We start from the raw sequence: 16,453 nt of genomic DNA on the forward strand, positions 1-16,453 counted from the left end.
TGCGGGAGGAACGAATATGACCATTCAGCAAGTCATCTACATATTGATTACCGGGGCCCTGTTCATGGGACTTGTCGCTTACGTCTCGTATCGAATGACACGAGGAAAAGTTGAAAGCGCCGATGACTACTTCCTCGCCGGACGCGGATTGACCGGCCTCTTTATCGCCGGGTCGCTCTTATTGACGAACTTGTCGGCCGAGCAGTTGATCGGGTTGAACGGACAATCGTTCGCCGGCAACATGTCTGCGATGGCATGGGAAGTGACGGCCGGGATTGCCGCCATCATCATGGCACTCTTTTTACTGCCGCGCTTTCTCGGGATCGGCATCTCGACCATTCCGGAATTTTTGAGCCAACGCTACGATGAGGACGTTCGCCGGTTGACCGTCTTATTATTTCTGTTCGGATACATGTGTGTCACGATTCCATCGATGCTCTATTCAGGCGGGTTGGCCGTCTTACAACTGTTCGACGTGCCTGAACTGTTAGGGGTCAGCTTCGAACAAGCGTTATGGATGGTCATTTGGTTTATCGGGATTATCGGGGCCGTTTACGCCATCTTCGGTGGCCTCCGAGCCGTCGCCGTGTCAGATACGCTGAACGGCATCGGACTCGTCATCATCGGGTTTCTCGTCCCGACGCTCGGATTTATCGCTCTCGGTGACGGCAGTCTCGTCGACGGGATGAAGACGATCGCGACGTCAAACCCTGAGAAGTTGAATGCGATCGGGTCATCAAGCGATTCGGTTCCGTTCCTCTCTATTTTTACAGGGATGATCTTTGCGAACTTGTTCTACTGGGCGCTCAATCAGTACGTCATTCAGCGTGCCCTCGGTGCTAAAAACTTGGCAGAAGGACAAAAAGGGGTGCTCTTCACCGGTTACTTGAAGTTGCTCGTGCCGATCTTTATGTTGCTTCCGGGCATCATCGCATTCCATTTATACGGTTCGAACGTCGATAAAGCCGACCTCGCCTATCCGAGTCTGATCGCCGACTTGTTGCCGATGTGGCTCATGGGCTTCTTCCTTGCCGTCTTGCTCGGCGCCGTATTCAGCTCGTTCAACTCGTTGCTGAACAGTATTGCCACGTTGTTCGTGCTCGATATTTACAAGCCGAAGTTCAAGCCGGACGCGTCGGACAAAGACTTGATTCGCGTCAGTAAGTGGTTCGGAACGTTCGTCGCGCTCGTGTCGTTCTTCGTCGCCCCGAACTTGATGTACGCACCGGACGGACTGTGGGACTTGATTCGTCGCTTCACCGGATTTTTCAACATCCCGATTCTCGTCATCGTCTTGATCGGGATGCTCGCGAAGCGTGTGCCTGCCATCGCTGCTAAAATCGTGATCGTGTTCCACGTCATCACGTATTATTTCCTTGTCTGGGGCACGAATCAATGGTTCGGGTTTGACCTCGGTATCAATTTCATTCACATTTACGGCATCTTATTCGTCATTGAGACGAGTATCATGCTTCTGTTCGCCAAACTGCGTCCGATGCAACGCATCAACCCGATTCGCATCGAACTCGGTCGTGTCAAACCGTGGCGTCATGCGATCTCGACGTCTATTCTGTTGGTCGCATCCATGGTGTTCGTCTACTTCGTGTTCTCTCCGATTGGGCTCGCCTACGCGGATGGCATCGTCTCGGGTTGGTTCTGGCCAGCTACACTCGGCTTGTTTGTGATGACAGGCGGCCTCGTCTTTGCCTCGTATCGCTACTGGCTCCCGCGCTATGAGGTGTATTTGAATAACCTCGGCACGACCGAAACCGAACGTGAAGAAGAAGCGAGCGGATCATAAACGATTGAAACACCTCACTTGTCAATGGACGAGTGAGGTGTCTTGTTTCAATCTATGCTTATGGACGTACATCATACGGTCAGCTTCGTCGTATAGCTCCTTAAAATCCGACACGTGCCTATCCCACGCCGAACCGAGCGCAGCCGAGATCTCGGCCTCGTCCAACGCGTCATGAATGTCGGCGACTAGTTGTTCAAATGATGATTCGGTCACATCGCTCACAAGGACGACGAACTCATCCCCGCCGAGTCGATATACTTTCGGGCTACGGCTCGTCAACGCGTGGGCTGTCCGTTGCAACAATTGATCGCCGGCCGAGTGACCGTTTTCATCGTTCACTCGTTTCAAGTCGTTCAAGTCGACAATGATCACACCGATAGCGATTGCTTTATCCTTCCATCGGTCAATCGTCTCGTCAAAGGCGCGCCGGTTCCATACCCCCGTCAAACTGTCGTGACGACTCTCATACACGAGCGCCTCCCGCTCGGCTACCGCAGCCTCGACGTTCCGGATGACGCCTTGAACGGCTACGAGCTCATCCCCCTCATAGATCGGGGTCGTATATTCCTCGAACGTCAAATAGCGCCCATCGTTCGTTCGCCATCGTTGCAAGATCGGCTCGTCGTAGTTGACGTGACCAGTCACTTTATTCACGAGCAGCTCATAGTCGTCCGGATGGATGCGACGAAAGCAATCGTATGGATCGTCGTAGTTTTGGGAGACCGTTCCTTCTCCTAAATAGTCGTCAAGGGAAGGGCTGATGTAGCGAAACCGAAAGACGGGCTTCACGTCAAAAATATAGATGACGTCTTTCATTTGATCAGTGAAACGGCTCAACGGCTCATCTGAGTGCTTCGCTTGATCACGGATTTTGTACACGATGAATGTTAAACTAATGCCAATGACAATCCCGCCCCACAACTCGATCATGACGTCCCCTCCCCTCGTCTAAAATCTTTGTCTATCTTATCACGGAGAATGTCGGCCACCTACGCTGCATCCATTATTTAGGGGAATGAATTTTTAATTTTTTGTGTGTGATGTGCCAAACTATAGGAATGATGGAGGGCAGACATGGAACAGCGAATCCGTCCTTATGAGGAACAGGACTTTAATCAGATTCAAGCGCTGAACGAGGCGGAAGGCTGGACACAGCTCGTCGCGCGATCGGACGAGACGAGACAGGCGTGGGACCACTCGAACGTGGCCTATGTCATCGAAGACGCCGGCGACATCGTCGCCTACATTCGTGGCCTGACGGATTCGGCCGTCAGTCTGTACGTATGCGAGTTGCTCATCGCCCCGTCCCATCGCCAGCTCGGTTTAGGTGAACAGTTATTGACACACGTCCACTCCCTTTACCCGACGACGCGGATGGAGCTGCTCGCGAGCGCATCGTCGCATACGTATTATGAACGATTGAGCTTCCGTCCGTTTCATGGCTTTCGAAAAACGATTCACGAATAGGAGGAAACATGATGAAACTAGCTCTCGTCACCGGTGCCTCGCGCGGTCTCGGCCGTGCCGTCGCCGAGGAACTACTGAAGCGTGATTACGAGGTGATCAATTTCTCACGGACACGTGCGAACGACGCCTCATTCCGACAAATCGAGGTCGACTTATCAGACGGTCCGAGCACGCTCGCCGCTCTCGAACAAGTCGGACCGCTCATCGAACAAGCCGATTCTCTACTCGTCGTCCAAAACGCGGCATTGATTGAACCGATTCATCAAGCTGGCCAGCTGAACACGAACGAACTGACGGCTCACGTCCAAGCCAACTTGCTCGCACCGATGCTCATCACCAACGCCGTCCTTGCCTACGACTTGCCTGTCTCGCTCATCCACGTGACGTCAGGCGCCGCCAAGCGTCCGATCTCCGGATGGAGCGCCTACTGTGCGACGAAGGCCGGGCTCGATCATTTTACCGAAACGGTCGCCCTTGAACTCACCGGCACAGAACACCGGGCCGCCTTGTTCAACCCCGGCGTGATGGACACATCGATGCAAGCTAGTATCCGGTCTTCATCAAAAGAGGCGTTTCGTGACGTCGAGCAGTTCCAGGCTTACGTCGCGGAAGGACGTCTCCGAGCGCCAGAAACGGTCGCCCGCGTCCTCGTCGAGCAGATGGTGGACCAGCCGTTTGAGAACGGGAGAATGTACTCCATCTATGACCTCATTTAAATTTTTACCAGGAAAGAAAAAACGCCACCCTTCTTCGTTCGAACCGACTACACTAAAGTCAAATGAATGAAGAAAGGATGACGTCATGATGAAAACGATTGCTGGAGGCCTCCTGTTTTTTGGCTTGTTCTGTCTCGCCTTGTCGTTCACGATGATCGGCGACACGGCCATCGTCGGAGCGATGGTGAGCGGCGTGTCGATTCTCTCGAGCGTCGGGCTTTGGTTCGGGGCGACGGAAGTCGTCCGGGTGCGGTCGGACTTACAAACCGTCAAAAAAACGTCTTTCCCTGCTGAATGAGGGAAAGACGTTTTGGATTCAATTCTCGTCGTCTTCATCGTCAGCGAACTCTTCGAAATCATACTCTTCGAAGTCTTCTTCGTCGATAAAGATATCACGATCGTTGACGACGTGAATCGGACCGTTGGCCACATCGATTCGAATCGTCCACGCCCACGGAATGCGCAATCGGCTGTACACGCCCGTCCAGAATTCCATCGATTCTTGCTCGTATTGCTCGAACTCTGTGAGCAATTCTTTGAACGTTACTCCGGATAACTGGAAGTTTGAGTCTTGGATACGTTGAAGCGCGTGATGCTTCGCTTCAAGTTCCGCCGCTCGGACCATCTCTTCGGCAGTCGCCATCTCGAGAATCGTACCATCTGGCGGCAGAATGTCGTATACGTTAAACAATTCGCCTTCTTCTACTTCTTCATCAAACTCATAGTCATCGTGCCGCATGCTACATTCCTCCTCACTCTAGTTGAATCTATTCCATTATACCATTCCACATCTGCTCATAACGAAACATTCGTGTATATATTTTCAACAGACGGGAATGATAGATGGTGATAGCATCTCTCACAGAGAAAGGGGCAATTTGACGATGAACGACACATTCCAAGCACTCGTCCTCGACAAGCAAGAAGACAGGCTGCACGCCGAAGTGAAAGACGTGCAACGAGAGGCATTGCCGAAAGAAGAAGACGGCAACGTCTTAGTGGAGGTCCATTACTCGGCGCTCAATTATAAAGACGCGCTCGCTTTGACCGGTTCCGGCTCGATCATCAACAACTATCCGTTCATTCCCGGCTGTGAATTCGTAGGAACCGTCGCCTCCTCCGACCATCTCGACTTCAAAGAAGGGGATGAAGTCATCGCGACGGGGTTTGGCATCGGCGAGCGACACTTTGGCGGATTCAGCCGTTACGCGCAAGTCCCAGGGAATTGGCTCGTCAAACTGCCAAAAGGGATGTCGATGCGGGACGCCATCACGCTCGGAACCCCTGGACTGACTGCCATGTTTGCCGTCGAGGCGCTCGAGCATGAACAGATCCATCCGGGACAAGAAGTGCTCGTCACCGGCGCATCGGGCGGGGTCGGCAGCTTTTCCATCGCTATCTTGCATAAACTCGGCTATCACGTGCTCGCCTCGACCGGAAAGACCGACCCGTCTTATTTACGAAGCCTCGGCGTCGAGAACATCATTGCCCGGAGCGAACTCGAAGGCCCTGCCCGTCCGCTTGACAAGCAACGGTTCGACGCCGCCATCGACTCGGTCGGCGGCGAGACGCTCGGAAACATTTTAAGCCGGACCCGTTACGAAGGGACCGTCGTCGCCTGCGGGCTCGCCGGGGGACACGAGCTTCACACGACGGTTTACCCGTTCATCTTGCGGGGTGTCCGCCTCATCGGCATCGATTCGGTCATGCAACCGATCACGAGACGAGTGACGGCGTGGGAACGGCTGCATGAGCTCGTCGACGAAACGGTGCTCAATCATATGGTCCACGAGATCCCGCTCCATGATGTGCCAAGGCATGCCGAGGCGATGATTCGCGGCGAATTGAGCGGTCGGACCGTCATTCGACTCCATGCATAAAACAACAGGGCTGAATCAACCGATTCAGCCCTGTCTCTGTATTCTCCATGGTAAGGTTATAACGTGAAGCCGTTCGGTGCGTCTTTTACGACGACGATGACTTTGCCTTGATCTAACTTCTTCTCGAGCTGGTCCGCCTCTGTGGCCGCAAAGCCGAGCTGTTCGAATTGAGCCCGCAACTCGTCCCCTTTTTTACGGAACAAGTTTTTTGCGGCCGTTCCGAGACCGACGTCCGACGCGGATACCGTATTCGCATCGGCGTTGTCCGCGACACGATCCGTCCGATCGTCATCGTGCGTGATCACGTAAATATGCGAGTCGTCGACTCCTTTTGCTTTCATCGATTGAATGGCGGTGACGACTTCTTCATCGTTTGTAAACTCTTTGTACAAAACTGACATGTCTATTCTCCTCCTTCAATAGCGTTACAGTAATAGGTATTTCCTGTTTTCCTCCAAGCTACACATTAAAAAACGATGACAATTGTCATCGTTTCGTCAAACGGCCGGTTCTTGGCCTTTTAATTTTTTCAGTTCCGCCAATAAGATATCCGATTCATTGAACGGGACCGCCTCACTGCCGATCCGTTCGACATGGTCGTGTCCTTTTCCGACGACGACGACGCGTTTCCCTTCGAGCGCTTGAACGGCCGCATGGCGCAGTGCTGCGCGGCGCTCTTCAAACGTGACGTACTGCGTGTCCGCCTCGACCCCTTTTAACAGCCCATCGATGATCTGTTTCGGGTCCTCGGTCCGGACGTCATGTACCGTCACGATCAAATCGTTCGAATAGCGGCTCGCGATCCGTCCCATCTCAGCTCGCTTCGTCGGGTCACGATCCCCGGCCGCACTCAACACGACGACGAGATGCCGTTCGCCTTTTTGAAGCGTCGACAAACATTTTTCTAACCCGTCCGGCGTGTGCGCGTAATCGATATAAATTTCAGCATCTTCCGTGTCGAGCCGTTCCAGACGGCCTTTTGGAAGCGTGAGTCCCGGGACGTTGGCAATGATGGCTCGAAGCATCAGTTCAGACGTCGACACGAGTCCGATGGCCGCAGCCAAGTTGGCGGCGTTGAACGCGCCCATGAACTGAACAGGCACTTCAATTGTCATGGCGTTCACTTTGACACGCACCGTATCGTCTAGCCAGATGACTTGAATATCGGCCGGTACGTTCGTGTGCGTGCTATACATGACACGCCGTCGTGTCGGTGCGAACGACGCCATGATTTCGCTTGCTTCGTCCTCGGCGTTCAAGATGATCGCATCGCCACCTGTCTGTTCGACTTGCTCGAACAGACGAGCTTTCGCCCGCGCGTACTCGTCCATCGAGCGATGGTAATCCAGATGGTCATGCGTCAAATTCGTAAACGCTGCCGCGTGGAAATGAACGCCTTCGACGCGTCCTTCCATCATGGCATGTGAAGACACCTCGACGACGCAGTCGGTCACACCGGCATCGGCCATTTCAGCCAAGATTCGGTGCAAGACGACGGCCTCTGGTGTCGTATTTGGTGTTGTTAACGTCTTGTCTTTATAGCGGGCGCCGATCGTACTGACGATCCCGACCGGTCGTCCCGATAGACGGAACAAGTCGTACGTCAGTGTCGCTGTCGTCGTTTTCCCGTTCGTGCCGGTGACGCCATAGACGCGCATGCGGTGCGACGGATGATCGTAAAACGCACTGGCCACGATACCGGCCGTTCGTTTCGTATCCGCGACGACGAGGTTAGGCACATCAAGCTCAAGCGGATATTCCGAGATGATGGCGCTTGCGCCTTTCGACACGGCGTCTTCCGCGAATTCATGCCCATCCACCGTATAACCGCGGATGCAAATAAACAAATTCCCTGGACTGACCTTCCTGGAATCCGTTTCAATTCCGGTCACCCATGGATCACATTCGATGTCATCCATCTCATTTCCTAGAATGGCGGATAAACGTTTCGTCCTCATGCTGTGTACTTCCTTTCTCATGGGTGTCGCTAGGTTCGCAAACCTTATCGTCATGGTACTAGATTTTAGGTGTAATGGAGATGACAAATATATTACTTCCCTTTTTCATAGGAAAACAACCGTCCCATCAAAAAAATCCCAAACCCGTTTTCTGAGTTTAGGACATGGATTCGTCATCATCGTGCAAAAATCCTTTAGCGGGCGAGACGCGGACGAGTCACACGCCGTCCTTCTCGCTCGTTTCGATCTCGTTCAATCGTCGGGAGACAGGCGAGGACGCGATCGATATAAAACGAGCGGCGCGCCCGTTTCGCCACATCCCAAGCGATGACCCGCTCCCCTTGCAGCTTCAGCAGTTTGACCCGCCGCTTTGAAATCACACCGTGCCGATCGATATACATCAACTCCACCACCCGGCCGATTCGCATGTCGCGCAACAGTTCGTCCCTCATCTCGTCTCCCTCCTTCATGTTTCAATTATACCGAACAAAAGTTCGTATTTCCAGTCTGGAGGTGTATGTTGCACCGTTTTCGAGTATGCTGTGAGTAGCGCATTCACACGAAAGGAGCGTTGTCGATGACGACGTATGTCATGCTCGGAATCTTAGCCTTGATCTTATTCATCTCGATGGTATTTGCGGCCAAGGCATTGCCGAATTTAAAAAATGTGTTATACAACCGGGGCAGTCTGTTCGGTGCGGACAGTGAGACCGTCACTTGTCCGAACTGCAAAAAGACGTTCAAACGTTCAGGCGGGAACACGCAGACGTGTCCGCACTGTTACACCTCATTTTGACGGGAAACGTCAGAGCGGCCAACAAGAGCCGTCGACGCGTGAAACAAAAACAGAGCGACCATTCCGTTTATTGACGGGACGGTCGCGCTGTTTGCGGTAAGAAGAGAAGCATCGTTCGATGAAAGTCCGACGTACTCCGAATGTGCTCGGCAGCAGCAGAAATCGTTTACATCCGATTGGATTTGGAAATAACAACATTATTGCCAATTTCGATTTCATACAAAGGGCGCCATGCCTTCAAAGGAGTTCACGATGTCATTCTTATCTGATCACGAATTATTCGAACGAATCATTCAACGAGACACCTCTGCGTTCGAGCTCCTTTACGACCGATATGAGCGGGTCCTCTACTTAACCGCACTCCGTTTGACGACACGGGCCGAATTAGCCGAAGCCGCACTGCTCGAAGTGTTTAACGAGTTGTGGCGCGCCCCACAGACATTCGATATTCAAACCACATCATTGCGGCTCAGGCTATTCGCCCGGGCCGAGACGGCCGCTCGCCAGCTGCTACAGAGCGCTTGAGCGTCACTCGATCTCCCGTATCAACACTTCTAAAATCCCTGCCGCGTATGGCTTCTCGGTCACGCGGTGATGTCCCTTCTTCGCCTGCTCCGTGCCGTTTCCGAGCACGTAGCCGTTTCCGACTCGTTTTAACATCTCTAAATCGTTGCCGCTGTCCCCGAACGCATACGCTTCTTCGGCACGGAACGAGAAGTGCTCACAGACGTAGTCGACCGCTGCCGTCTTCCCGGCCCCCCGCGGAATGAAATCGATGTCGTACGCTCCGGACGGATCTCCAGCGAGCGGATTGCAACGACTGACGTTCGCCGCGATGCCCGCTTCTTCCACGAGCGTGCGAATCAACTGCAACGTCGCCATGTCGTCGCCGTGATAGTAATAGTTGTGCATCCACGGGTTCTGGCCGACGCTCGACTGCGGCTCGAGCTCGATACCGTGACGTCGCATCGCCTCGATCGTTCGACCGACGCGCTCGACAAAATCGGACGGAAACAGCTGCTGAAACGTCGCATCTAGTTCAAGGCCGCCCTTGTCGCTGACGTGGTATAGCTCCGTGCCGAGACTTGAGGCAATCCGATGCGGGAAGTAGCGCATCGAGGCCCGGTTTGTTTTTTCAGTCAACGCATCGAACGAGCTGCCGGTCACCCACATCGTCGAGAAGCGATGCGCGTTCTGTTCGAGAAAATCTTCGAGGCGACGTACCCCCTCGAGCTGTTCTGCCGTGCACGCATGGGGAAAGTATGTCTCATCGAAATCGAAACAGACGAGCGTCCGGCCTTCTTTTGAAAATCGTTCCATAGTCATCCTCCTTGTGTCGCCATACCCCATCTCGTATAGTTGAAGTACGAAAGGAATGAGCGATGTGAGAAATTGGTTTAGTCGATCCTATTGTCAGTATAGCGGAATCGCGACCGGATTCGGTCTCGTCTTCGCCTTTTTGTTCGGTGTCCGGACGTTTCCGTTTTGGCAACAGTGGTTATCGAACGGTTTGGCGTTCATGATGATGCTCGTGACGGCGACGCTTTTCAGCTGTACGACCTATCAGCTGCTCAACCGCTTGAACTTATTTATTTTCCGACGCATCGGGGGTGCCGCTTCGGCTTGTTCACGCTGAAGGCACGGGCAAAATCACACTGTTCACGTATTTGTCACCTCACATAAGCATCCATTTTACGTTTTCATCCGTTAGATGAATACAAGGGACCCCTTTACGAGAAAAGGAGCAAGCCATGACTGATTATGAATTGTACGAGCGTGTCAGGCAAAAAGACAAGCAAGCGCTCGAAATCTTATACGATCGATATGAACGTATTTTGTACGCGTTCATGATGCAGTTGACGAAAGACCGCGACCTCGCCGAAGAAGCGATGCAAGAAGTATTCATCAAACTCTGGCGCGGGGGCGGCGTTTACGACGAATCAAAAGGCAAGTTCAAGTCGTGGCTCTTCACGATGGGCCGCCACGTGGCCATCGATTTGATTCGAAAACGTAAACCGGACCTGCAGCTCGACGAGTCTTATGCGGAAACAATCCCATCCACCGATCGTTCCGTCGAGAGCGAGGTCGAATGGCAAGAGGAACGGGCCCAAATCGAGACGGCGATGGCCGAGCTTCCGACCGAACAGCAACAAGTCGTCCGGCTCATGTATTTCAATGGGCTCAGTCAACAAAAGATCGCCGTTGCGTGCAACATCCCGCTCGGTACCGTGAAAGGCAGGATCCGGTTAGCATTGAAACAGTTACGAAAGCACTTATCCCATGAAACGAATGATAAGGAGGTGGAACGATGAACGCTTGCGACCAATTGATCGATTACTTCAACCAACATTTGACGGAAGAGGAACGCCTCCGTTTCGAGGCGCACCTCGCCACATGCGAGACGTGTCAACAAGAGCTCGAACAGCTTGAGGCACTCGTCGGCGGCGTCGCGTTCCTCTCTGAACCGGCTGAACCCCCAAGTGGAATGAAGGCCCGCATCCTCGATAACGTTTTTGCCGAAGACGACAACCCAAAAGCGGCGGAACCCGCCCCTGAGCCAACACCTGCGCCCGTGACGCCGTTCACCGCACCTAAAGAAAAACGGAAGACACCGTGGGGCGCCTTCGCGCTCGCTGCCGCGCTCGCCTTGTCATTGATTGGCAATGGCTATCTGTTGCTCAATCAAAACGAACCGGCCGGAATCGCTTTGATCGATACAGTCCCGCTTCAAGGCGAGTCGGAAGGAGTCGCTTATTTGGCCGAACAAGACGGCGAACGCCAACTCATCGTCCAAACGAACGGCCTCGCCCCGCTCGAGGCGAATGAAGTGTATCAAGTCTGGCTGTTGAAAGACGATTCCCCGATCCCGACCGGCGCGTTCGTCACAGATGATAAAGGCAACGGCACCGTCATCTATACGCTCGACTCAACCGAGTCAGCGACAGATTGGGACACGGTCGCTGTCACGAAAGAACCTGAACGAGGTAACACAGCTCCCGAAGGCGAAACCGTACTCAGTGCCAGCTTATAAGAAGAGACCAGATGACACTATGCATAGGTGTCATCTGGTCTCTTTTTCGTTATGATTGATAAAAAGGAGTGATTGTATGCGAAAACCGAAAATCGGGGTCGTCGGTCTCGGTGGCATTGCCCAAAAAGCGTATTTGCCGATTTTGACGAACAGTACGTCGTTCGAACTCGTCGGGGCCTATTCGCCGACCGTCGAGAAACGTGAGGCGATTTGTCGTGCTTACCGGATGGAGTCGTTCTCTGGACTGCTTGAGCTTGCCTCATCGGTCGACGCGGTGTTCGTCCACAGTGCGACCGATACCCATTACGACGTCGTCTCGACGTTACTCACACATGGTGTCGACGTCTATGTCGACAAACCACTCGCCGCGACGATCGAAGACGCTTCGCGACTCGTTGACATCGCAGACAAGAATAAACGAAAGCTCATGGTCGGCTTCAATCGACGCTTCGCTCCGATGTATCAACACGTCAAAGAAGCAGGCCCGTTTCATATGATCGATTTCGTCAAACATCGCGGTGACGGTCTGCGTGGACACGACTACCAATTCACGTTGCTCGACGATTACTTGCATGTCGTCGATACGCTCCGCTACTTATCGAGCGGGACGTTACGCCTCGTGACCGGTCAGCTCGAGACGACGCAAACGAACGGTCTCCACTTTGCCCGCCATGTCTGGCAAGACGACCACGGCTTACATACGACGGCCATGCACCGGAAGGCTGGTGTCAATCATGAAGGGGTCATCGCCGTCACCGATGATTTGCGTCTGACCGTCGATGAGATGGTGACACTCCACCGCCACAGGAACGGGACGCATACGACCGAGACGTTCGGCTCGTGGGACACGCTCCTTACCCAACGCGGATTCCAAGGGGCCATCGATCACTTCATCGAGGCGGTGACCGACGACACGCCGATACTGACGGACGGTCGCGAGGCGCTTATGACACAGCAACTCGTCACCGACTTATTCAATCGCTGAAGAAGAGACCAACCGTCTCAACGTTGAGCACGACAACTTAAATCATCACGGTTTTTGAAAAACAGTCGGCCTTTATCGGGCCGACTGTTTGCGTAAGCGTTCGGTTTGATCGTACGAGGTTTCTGCCAGTTTGCGCTGTTGCCGTCGCTCGACGAGAGTCGACCACGTCACGGCCGTCACGATACAGGCCGCGCCGATGAAGAAATTGCGATCGAGTTGTTCATTTAAGACGAGCCAGCCGAGATATCCGCCGACGAGCGGTTGAAAGAAGAAAAAGAGCGACCCGACGCTCGCGTCCATGAGTTCAAGCCCTTTGTTCCAAAAGAAGAACGCCCCGGCCGTCGACACGATCCCGACGTATAGCACACTGAGCCAAAGCGCGCCAGTCATCGTCGGCAGTCCGCGATCGGCCACTTCGACGCCCATGAGCGGTGTCATCAACACAAACGCGATGCCGATGGCAAACGTTGTGATCGTCAACGACGACAATGTCGCTGACGCGATTTTGACGTAGATCGACATGAGCGCCCATGTGATCGCCGCCCCGACTAAGATCAAGCTACCGATGAAATATGTCCCTTCCACGTGCCAACCGACGACGATGATGACCCCGATCGTCGCCAAGATGAGTGACCCGACTTTAATCGGTGTCAACTTCTCTTTCAAAATCAAACGGGCGAACAGCACCATGAACGCGGGCGTCGCCGCCGTGACGAGCGATCCCGTATGCGCGTCCGACAGCTTCGTCCCGATGAACTGAAAGGAAATCGAAGCGACATAGCCGATGACTCCAATCAACGTGATCCATTTCCAATCACTCCGGCTGATTCGCTCCCTTCCGAACAGCCACCATGCCAAAAACAACACGATGAAGGCCACGAAGTAGCGCATCCAAATGAGTGTGAACGGCTCGATAAAGCCGAGCGCATATTTACTGACGACGTACATGCCGCCCCAAATACTCGCGGCGAGCGTCAAACTGATGGCACCGAACCATTCCTTTCGCATCGTGTCCCTCCTCCCCTAATGCCTAAACAATACGACAGCATGGCATCAAATTCCTGTTTCTCTAGTTGTCCGATATCCAGAAATCGCTTAAACTGATGATAACGATGATTGAAAGGAGGGAGAAAGGTGAACTTTGTCGGACGTACGCATTGGTCAACAGAACATTTGTACATTTTGCGTGCGATTTTTCACGATGTCGCCTAATCACAGGACCCGTCTGTCCTTTTTTAGACATTGCTGAAAACCAACAAAGCGCCTCTCTTCCTAACCGAGCGCTTATTTTGCGCTCGGTTTTTTTGATAGGCCTCTACTCTAGGAGGAACGATTCATGTTAATCGAATTACAACAAATCCAAAAGCAATATGGCGGCCACGCCGTCTTGACCGACGCCAACCTTCATGTGAACGCGGGTGAACGAATCGGACTCGTCGGACGAAACGGGAGCGGCAAAACGACACTTCTCCGCCTCATCGTCGGGACAGAATCACCGGATGGCGGTACGATTTACCGAAAACAGCGATTGACGATCGGTTATTTGGCCCAGATTCCGGCCTACCCGGATAAAACCGGTCGGGACGTGCTCTATACCGCGTTTTCTGAGCTCGTGACACTCGGCGACGAGATGCGCCGGCTCGAAGAAGCGATGGCCGAACGTGACGACATCGAGACGCTCCTCGAGACGTACGGAGCGTTGCAGACTCGTTTTGAGAACAACGGCGGCTACGCCATCGACTCGAAAGTGAACGCGATGATTGACGGGCTCCGGCTCACCCGGTTCGTCGACCGGCCGTTCGACACGCTCAGCGGCGGCGAGCGGACGAAGATTGGACTCGCCTTGGCGTTGCTCCAAGAACCGGACCTGCTCATCTTAGACGAGCCGACGAACCATCTCGATTTAGAGGCGATGGCTTGGCTCGAGGCGTTCCTGTCTGACAGTCCGTCTACGCTCCTCCTCGTCTCGCACGACCGTGTGTTTTTGGACGCCGTCGCTACCCGTATCGTCGAATGTGAGGATGGTGAGTTGGCAAGCTTTGACGGCAATTACAGCGCGTTCGTCGCCCAAAAAGAAAAACGGCTACTCGACCAATTCCATGCCTACACGGAGCAACAAAAGAAAATCAAGAAGATGAAAGAGACGATTCGCCAGCTCAGGCAGTGGGCGAACGAAGGACACCCTCCGAACGAGAAGTTCTACCGGCGCGCCAAATCGATGGAGAAAGCACTCGCCCGAATCGAGACGATCAAGCGACCGCAGCTCGAGGCCGTTCAACCCGATATTCAGTTTATGGCACATGGTCGGACCGGTCGTGATGTCTTTGAGGCGACCGATGTGACGGTCCGCTTTGACCAGACCGTCTTCGAGCACGTCTCATTTTACGCAAGCCACGGCGAGCGCATCGCCATCGTCGGCCCAAACGGGAGCGGCAAGTCTACGCTCTTGAAAGTGTTGCTCGGCCAAACCGAACCGACTTCAGGCGAGGTACGTCGAGCGGAACGCGCAAAAATCGGTTATTTGTCTCAACATGTCGATTTCAATCAATCGCATCGTCTCATCGAGGCGTTTCGGGACCGAATCCCGGTCGATGAAGGAACAGCACGACAGCTGCTCGCTCAATTTCTTTTCTACGGTGCGAGCGTGTTCAAACCGGTCAAGGATTTAAGCGGTGGCGAGAAAATGCGGCTCATGCTCGCAATCCTCATGCACGAAGAGATGAACGTGCTCGTCTTGGACGAGCCGACGAACCATTTGGATATCGAAGCGCGCGAGGCGCTTGAAGAGGCACTCGACCGTTTCGACGGGACGCTCGTCGCCGTGTCGCACGACCGCTACTTCTTGAACAAACTGTTCCCCATCACGTACTGGCTCGACGGGACGACGACGCGTTTCTCAGGGAACGTGACGTACGCACTCGAGAAACGTCGCGAAACACCTGAGGCAGTGACTGCGACGCCGAAACAGAAAGCAACGCCAAAGCAAAACACGACGGGAACAAGGCAAATCGACACGTCCCGTGAAGAAGCGCGTCTGTCCGAGCTCGAGGCGCTCCATCAGTCGCTCATCACTCAAATGAATGACACGAACGACTTGGAGCAACTCATGACGTTGCAACTACAGATTGATGCCCTGCAATCAGAGATTGATTCGTTGGTCCTTCAATTACTCGAATCCATGTGAAAACAAACGGCGCCGTCATTGACGGCGTCGCTTGTTTTCGTACCATGACTGCGTGAGAAACCCGACTGCCCCAATCGCCATCAGGACGTACGGTAAGACACGCGGGACACCGTCCGTTTCGCCGATGGATAGTAGGAAGATCCCGCTCACGAACGTACCGAGCCAATAAAACTTGGGCATGTCATCCCCCCCTTTTTAAAAATGACTTGTTATTTTTCTGAATTTTCCGTAAAATACCTTCTAATTCGATTCAACGAAAGGAGGCTGTCCCATGCCACGTCGCAACTGGAATACGATCGTCCGCTCAACGCTAGTTGTCGCGATTGCCCTCATGACTTTTTTGTACATCCGCTACGATACGGAAATGAAAGAACGAGAACGCGCTCTCGAAGAATATCTTGCCACCCATTATAACATTCCGGAGCAGACTTATTCGCTCGATGGGACGCTCGGGCGGGACGGCTACGTGTATGACGTCACGTTCCGTGACGAACCAGACACCGACTACACGTTTCGTGTGACGAAGTCGGTCGACGGTCATCAAATCGAGTATAAGACTGCCAACGGCCACGCCCAATCGCGTGTCTCGACGTACACGCCTTGAAAAAGCGCCACGAAAGTGGCGCTTCACGGAG

21 protein-coding genes are annotated in these 16,453 nt (G+C 53.5%); 13 read left to right on the top strand and 8 right to left on the bottom strand.

The window, feature by feature from the left end; translation table 11 throughout:
- The first annotated feature begins 16 nt into the window (after nucleotides 1–16).
- Nucleotides 17–1,801 carry a solute:sodium symporter family transporter gene (locus tag JJU47_RS03495; RefSeq protein ID WP_228616240.1) on the top strand — a complete coding sequence of 595 codons (1,785 nt, stop codon included), beginning with the start codon at nucleotides 17–19 and terminating at the stop codon, nucleotides 1,799–1,801.
- Nucleotides 1,802–1,822: 21 nt separating this feature from the next.
- Here JJU47_RS03495 and JJU47_RS03500 read toward each other — a convergent pair whose 3' ends face one another.
- Complete coding sequence (locus JJU47_RS03500) at nucleotides 1,823–2,731, bottom strand: sensor domain-containing diguanylate cyclase (RefSeq protein WP_228616242.1); 909 nt, start codon at nucleotides 2,729–2,731, stop codon at nucleotides 1,823–1,825.
- Between the two features lie 144 nt (nucleotides 2,732–2,875).
- On the opposite strand from JJU47_RS03500, the gene JJU47_RS03505 reads away from it, so the two are divergent.
- The 3 genes from JJU47_RS03505 (at nucleotide 2,876) to JJU47_RS03515 (ending at nucleotide 4,282) form a co-directional block, all read left to right on the top strand.
- Nucleotides 2,876–3,268: a GNAT family N-acetyltransferase gene (locus JJU47_RS03505; RefSeq protein WP_228616244.1), complete on the top strand. Its 393-nt coding sequence runs from the start codon at nucleotides 2,876–2,878 to the stop codon at nucleotides 3,266–3,268.
- Nucleotides 3,269–3,276: 8 nt separating this feature from the next.
- Nucleotides 3,277–3,984, top strand: coding sequence for an SDR family NAD(P)-dependent oxidoreductase (locus JJU47_RS03510; protein WP_228616246.1), 708 nt, complete (start codon nucleotides 3,277–3,279; stop codon nucleotides 3,982–3,984).
- Nucleotides 3,985–4,072: 88 nt separating this feature from the next.
- Nucleotides 4,073–4,282, top strand: a complete 210-nt coding sequence (locus JJU47_RS03515) for a hypothetical protein (RefSeq protein ID WP_228616249.1) — start codon at nucleotides 4,073–4,075, stop codon at nucleotides 4,280–4,282.
- A gap of 18 nt (nucleotides 4,283–4,300) precedes the next feature.
- On the opposite strand, the gene JJU47_RS03520 is transcribed toward JJU47_RS03515, so the two are convergent.
- Nucleotides 4,301–4,723 carry a TerB family tellurite resistance protein gene (locus JJU47_RS03520; RefSeq protein WP_228616251.1) on the bottom strand — a complete coding sequence of 141 codons (423 nt, stop codon included), beginning with the start codon at nucleotides 4,721–4,723 and terminating at the stop codon, nucleotides 4,301–4,303.
- A 145-nt stretch (nucleotides 4,724–4,868) separates the two neighbouring features.
- On the opposite strand from JJU47_RS03520, the gene JJU47_RS03525 reads away from it, so the two are divergent.
- Nucleotides 4,869–5,864 carry an MDR family oxidoreductase gene (locus JJU47_RS03525; protein ID WP_228616253.1) on the top strand — a complete coding sequence of 332 codons (996 nt, stop codon included), beginning with the start codon at nucleotides 4,869–4,871 and terminating at the stop codon, nucleotides 5,862–5,864.
- A gap of 56 nt (nucleotides 5,865–5,920) precedes the next feature.
- On the opposite strand, the gene JJU47_RS03530 is transcribed toward JJU47_RS03525, so the two are convergent.
- From JJU47_RS03530 to JJU47_RS03540, 3 genes are all read right to left on the bottom strand, one after another.
- Entirely contained in the window at nucleotides 5,921–6,265 is a 345-nt protein-coding gene (locus JJU47_RS03530) for a YflT domain-containing protein (RefSeq protein WP_228616255.1), read from the bottom strand.
- 96 nt (nucleotides 6,266–6,361) lie between these two features.
- Nucleotides 6,362–7,822, bottom strand: a complete 1,461-nt coding sequence (locus JJU47_RS03535; protein WP_228616257.1) for a UDP-N-acetylmuramoyl-L-alanyl-D-glutamate--2,6-diaminopimelate ligase — start codon at nucleotides 7,820–7,822, stop codon at nucleotides 6,362–6,364.
- Nucleotides 7,823–8,016: 194 nt separating this feature from the next.
- Nucleotides 8,017–8,274: a hypothetical protein gene (locus tag JJU47_RS03540; protein ID WP_228616259.1), complete on the bottom strand. Its 258-nt coding sequence runs from the start codon at nucleotides 8,272–8,274 to the stop codon at nucleotides 8,017–8,019.
- Nucleotides 8,275–8,399: 125 nt separating this feature from the next.
- Between JJU47_RS03540 and JJU47_RS03545 the strand changes: the two genes are divergently transcribed.
- A complete protein-coding gene (locus JJU47_RS03545) occupies nucleotides 8,400–8,618 on the top strand; it encodes an Rcat domain-containing protein (RefSeq protein ID WP_228616261.1) in 219 nt (72 codons plus the stop codon).
- A 252-nt stretch (nucleotides 8,619–8,870) separates the two neighbouring features.
- Nucleotides 8,871–9,143, top strand: coding sequence for a hypothetical protein (locus JJU47_RS03550; RefSeq protein ID WP_024371232.1), 273 nt, complete (start codon nucleotides 8,871–8,873; stop codon nucleotides 9,141–9,143).
- Nucleotides 9,144–9,146: 3 nt separating this feature from the next.
- On the opposite strand, the gene JJU47_RS03555 is transcribed toward JJU47_RS03550, so the two are convergent.
- On the bottom strand, nucleotides 9,147–9,938 hold the full coding sequence (locus JJU47_RS03555; protein ID WP_228616263.1) for an HAD-IIB family hydrolase: 792 nt from the start codon (nucleotides 9,936–9,938) through the stop codon (nucleotides 9,147–9,149).
- Nucleotides 9,939–10,002: 64 nt separating this feature from the next.
- On the opposite strand from JJU47_RS03555, the gene JJU47_RS03560 reads away from it, so the two are divergent.
- The 4 genes from JJU47_RS03560 to JJU47_RS03575 all read left to right on the top strand — a co-directional run bounded on the left by JJU47_RS03560 (nucleotide 10,003) and on the right by JJU47_RS03575 (nucleotide 12,634).
- Entirely contained in the window at nucleotides 10,003–10,254 is a 252-nt protein-coding gene (locus JJU47_RS03560) for a hypothetical protein (RefSeq protein ID WP_228616265.1), read from the top strand.
- A 115-nt stretch (nucleotides 10,255–10,369) separates the two neighbouring features.
- The gene (locus JJU47_RS03565) at nucleotides 10,370–10,930 is read left to right on the top strand and encodes an RNA polymerase sigma factor (RefSeq protein WP_228616267.1); all 561 of its coding nucleotides are present in this window, start codon (nucleotides 10,370–10,372) and stop codon (nucleotides 10,928–10,930) included.
- Nucleotides 10,927–11,649 carry an anti-sigma factor gene (locus JJU47_RS03570; RefSeq protein WP_228616269.1) on the top strand — a complete coding sequence of 241 codons (723 nt, stop codon included), beginning with the start codon at nucleotides 10,927–10,929 and terminating at the stop codon, nucleotides 11,647–11,649. Before JJU47_RS03565 ends, JJU47_RS03570 begins: the two co-directional genes overlap by 4 nt.
- Before the next feature lie 76 nt (nucleotides 11,650–11,725).
- Nucleotides 11,726–12,634: a Gfo/Idh/MocA family protein gene (locus tag JJU47_RS03575; RefSeq protein WP_228616272.1), complete on the top strand. Its 909-nt coding sequence runs from the start codon at nucleotides 11,726–11,728 to the stop codon at nucleotides 12,632–12,634.
- Nucleotides 12,635–12,706: 72 nt separating this feature from the next.
- On the opposite strand, the gene JJU47_RS03580 is transcribed toward JJU47_RS03575, so the two are convergent.
- Nucleotides 12,707–13,642, bottom strand: coding sequence for a DMT family transporter (locus tag JJU47_RS03580; RefSeq protein WP_228616274.1), 936 nt, complete (start codon nucleotides 13,640–13,642; stop codon nucleotides 12,707–12,709).
- Nucleotides 13,643–13,970: 328 nt separating this feature from the next.
- Between JJU47_RS03580 and abc-f the strand changes: the two genes are divergently transcribed.
- Complete coding sequence (gene abc-f, locus JJU47_RS03585; RefSeq protein WP_228616276.1) at nucleotides 13,971–15,818, top strand: ribosomal protection-like ABC-F family protein; 1,848 nt, start codon at nucleotides 13,971–13,973, stop codon at nucleotides 15,816–15,818.
- A gap of 15 nt (nucleotides 15,819–15,833) precedes the next feature.
- Here the strand turns inward: abc-f and JJU47_RS03590 are convergent, their stop codons facing one another.
- Entirely contained in the window at nucleotides 15,834–15,998 is a 165-nt protein-coding gene (locus JJU47_RS03590) for a hypothetical protein (RefSeq protein ID WP_228616278.1), read from the bottom strand.
- A 91-nt stretch (nucleotides 15,999–16,089) separates the two neighbouring features.
- Between JJU47_RS03590 and JJU47_RS03595 the strand changes: the two genes are divergently transcribed.
- Nucleotides 16,090–16,422, top strand: a complete 333-nt coding sequence (locus JJU47_RS03595) for a hypothetical protein (RefSeq protein WP_228616280.1) — start codon at nucleotides 16,090–16,092, stop codon at nucleotides 16,420–16,422.
- The last annotated feature ends 31 nt before the right edge of the window (nucleotides 16,423–16,453 follow it).

This window comes from Exiguobacterium sp. (assembly GCF_020832205.1).
Taxonomy (GTDB): domain Bacteria; phylum Bacillota; class Bacilli; order Exiguobacteriales; family Exiguobacteriaceae; genus Exiguobacterium.

Bases quoted from the DNA above. Each gene is read 5' to 3' on its own strand.
- JJU47_RS03580 (WP_228616274.1), bottom strand. From the start codon at position 13,642: ATGCGAAAGGAATGGTTCGGTGCCATCAGTTTGACGCTCGCCGCGAGT.
- JJU47_RS03550 (WP_024371232.1), top strand. From the start codon at position 8,871: ATGTCATTCTTATCTGATCACGAATTATTCGAACGAATCATTCAACGA.
- JJU47_RS03545 (WP_228616261.1), top strand. From the start codon at position 8,400: ATGACGACGTATGTCATGCTCGGAATCTTAGCCTTGATCTTATTCATC.
- JJU47_RS03525 (WP_228616253.1), top strand. From the start codon at position 4,869: ATGAACGACACATTCCAAGCACTCGTCCTCGACAAGCAAGAAGACAGG.
- abc-f (WP_228616276.1), top strand. From the start codon at position 13,971: ATGTTAATCGAATTACAACAAATCCAAAAGCAATATGGCGGCCACGCC.
- JJU47_RS03500 (WP_228616242.1), bottom strand. From the start codon at position 2,731: ATGATCGAGTTGTGGGGCGGGATTGTCATTGGCATTAGTTTAACATTC.
- JJU47_RS03565 (WP_228616267.1), top strand. From the start codon at position 10,370: ATGACTGATTATGAATTGTACGAGCGTGTCAGGCAAAAAGACAAGCAA.
- JJU47_RS03530 (WP_228616255.1), bottom strand. From the start codon at position 6,265: ATGTCAGTTTTGTACAAAGAGTTTACAAACGATGAAGAAGTCGTCACC.
- JJU47_RS03520 (WP_228616251.1), bottom strand. From the start codon at position 4,723: ATGCGGCACGATGACTATGAGTTTGATGAAGAAGTAGAAGAAGGCGAA.
- JJU47_RS03505 (WP_228616244.1), top strand. From the start codon at position 2,876: ATGGAACAGCGAATCCGTCCTTATGAGGAACAGGACTTTAATCAGATT.
- JJU47_RS03590 (WP_228616278.1), bottom strand. From the start codon at position 15,998: ATGCCCAAGTTTTATTGGCTCGGTACGTTCGTGAGCGGGATCTTCCTA.
- JJU47_RS03495 (WP_228616240.1), top strand. From the start codon at position 17: ATGACCATTCAGCAAGTCATCTACATATTGATTACCGGGGCCCTGTTC.
- JJU47_RS03540 (WP_228616259.1), bottom strand. From the start codon at position 8,274: ATGAGGGACGAACTGTTGCGCGACATGCGAATCGGCCGGGTGGTGGAG.
- JJU47_RS03510 (WP_228616246.1), top strand. From the start codon at position 3,277: ATGATGAAACTAGCTCTCGTCACCGGTGCCTCGCGCGGTCTCGGCCGT.
- JJU47_RS03575 (WP_228616272.1), top strand. From the start codon at position 11,726: ATGCGAAAACCGAAAATCGGGGTCGTCGGTCTCGGTGGCATTGCCCAA.
- JJU47_RS03595 (WP_228616280.1), top strand. From the start codon at position 16,090: ATGCCACGTCGCAACTGGAATACGATCGTCCGCTCAACGCTAGTTGTC.
- JJU47_RS03515 (WP_228616249.1), top strand. From the start codon at position 4,073: ATGAAAACGATTGCTGGAGGCCTCCTGTTTTTTGGCTTGTTCTGTCTC.
- JJU47_RS03535 (WP_228616257.1), bottom strand. From the start codon at position 7,822: ATGAGGACGAAACGTTTATCCGCCATTCTAGGAAATGAGATGGATGAC.
- JJU47_RS03570 (WP_228616269.1), top strand. From the start codon at position 10,927: ATGAACGCTTGCGACCAATTGATCGATTACTTCAACCAACATTTGACG.
- JJU47_RS03555 (WP_228616263.1), bottom strand. From the start codon at position 9,938: ATGGAACGATTTTCAAAAGAAGGCCGGACGCTCGTCTGTTTCGATTTC.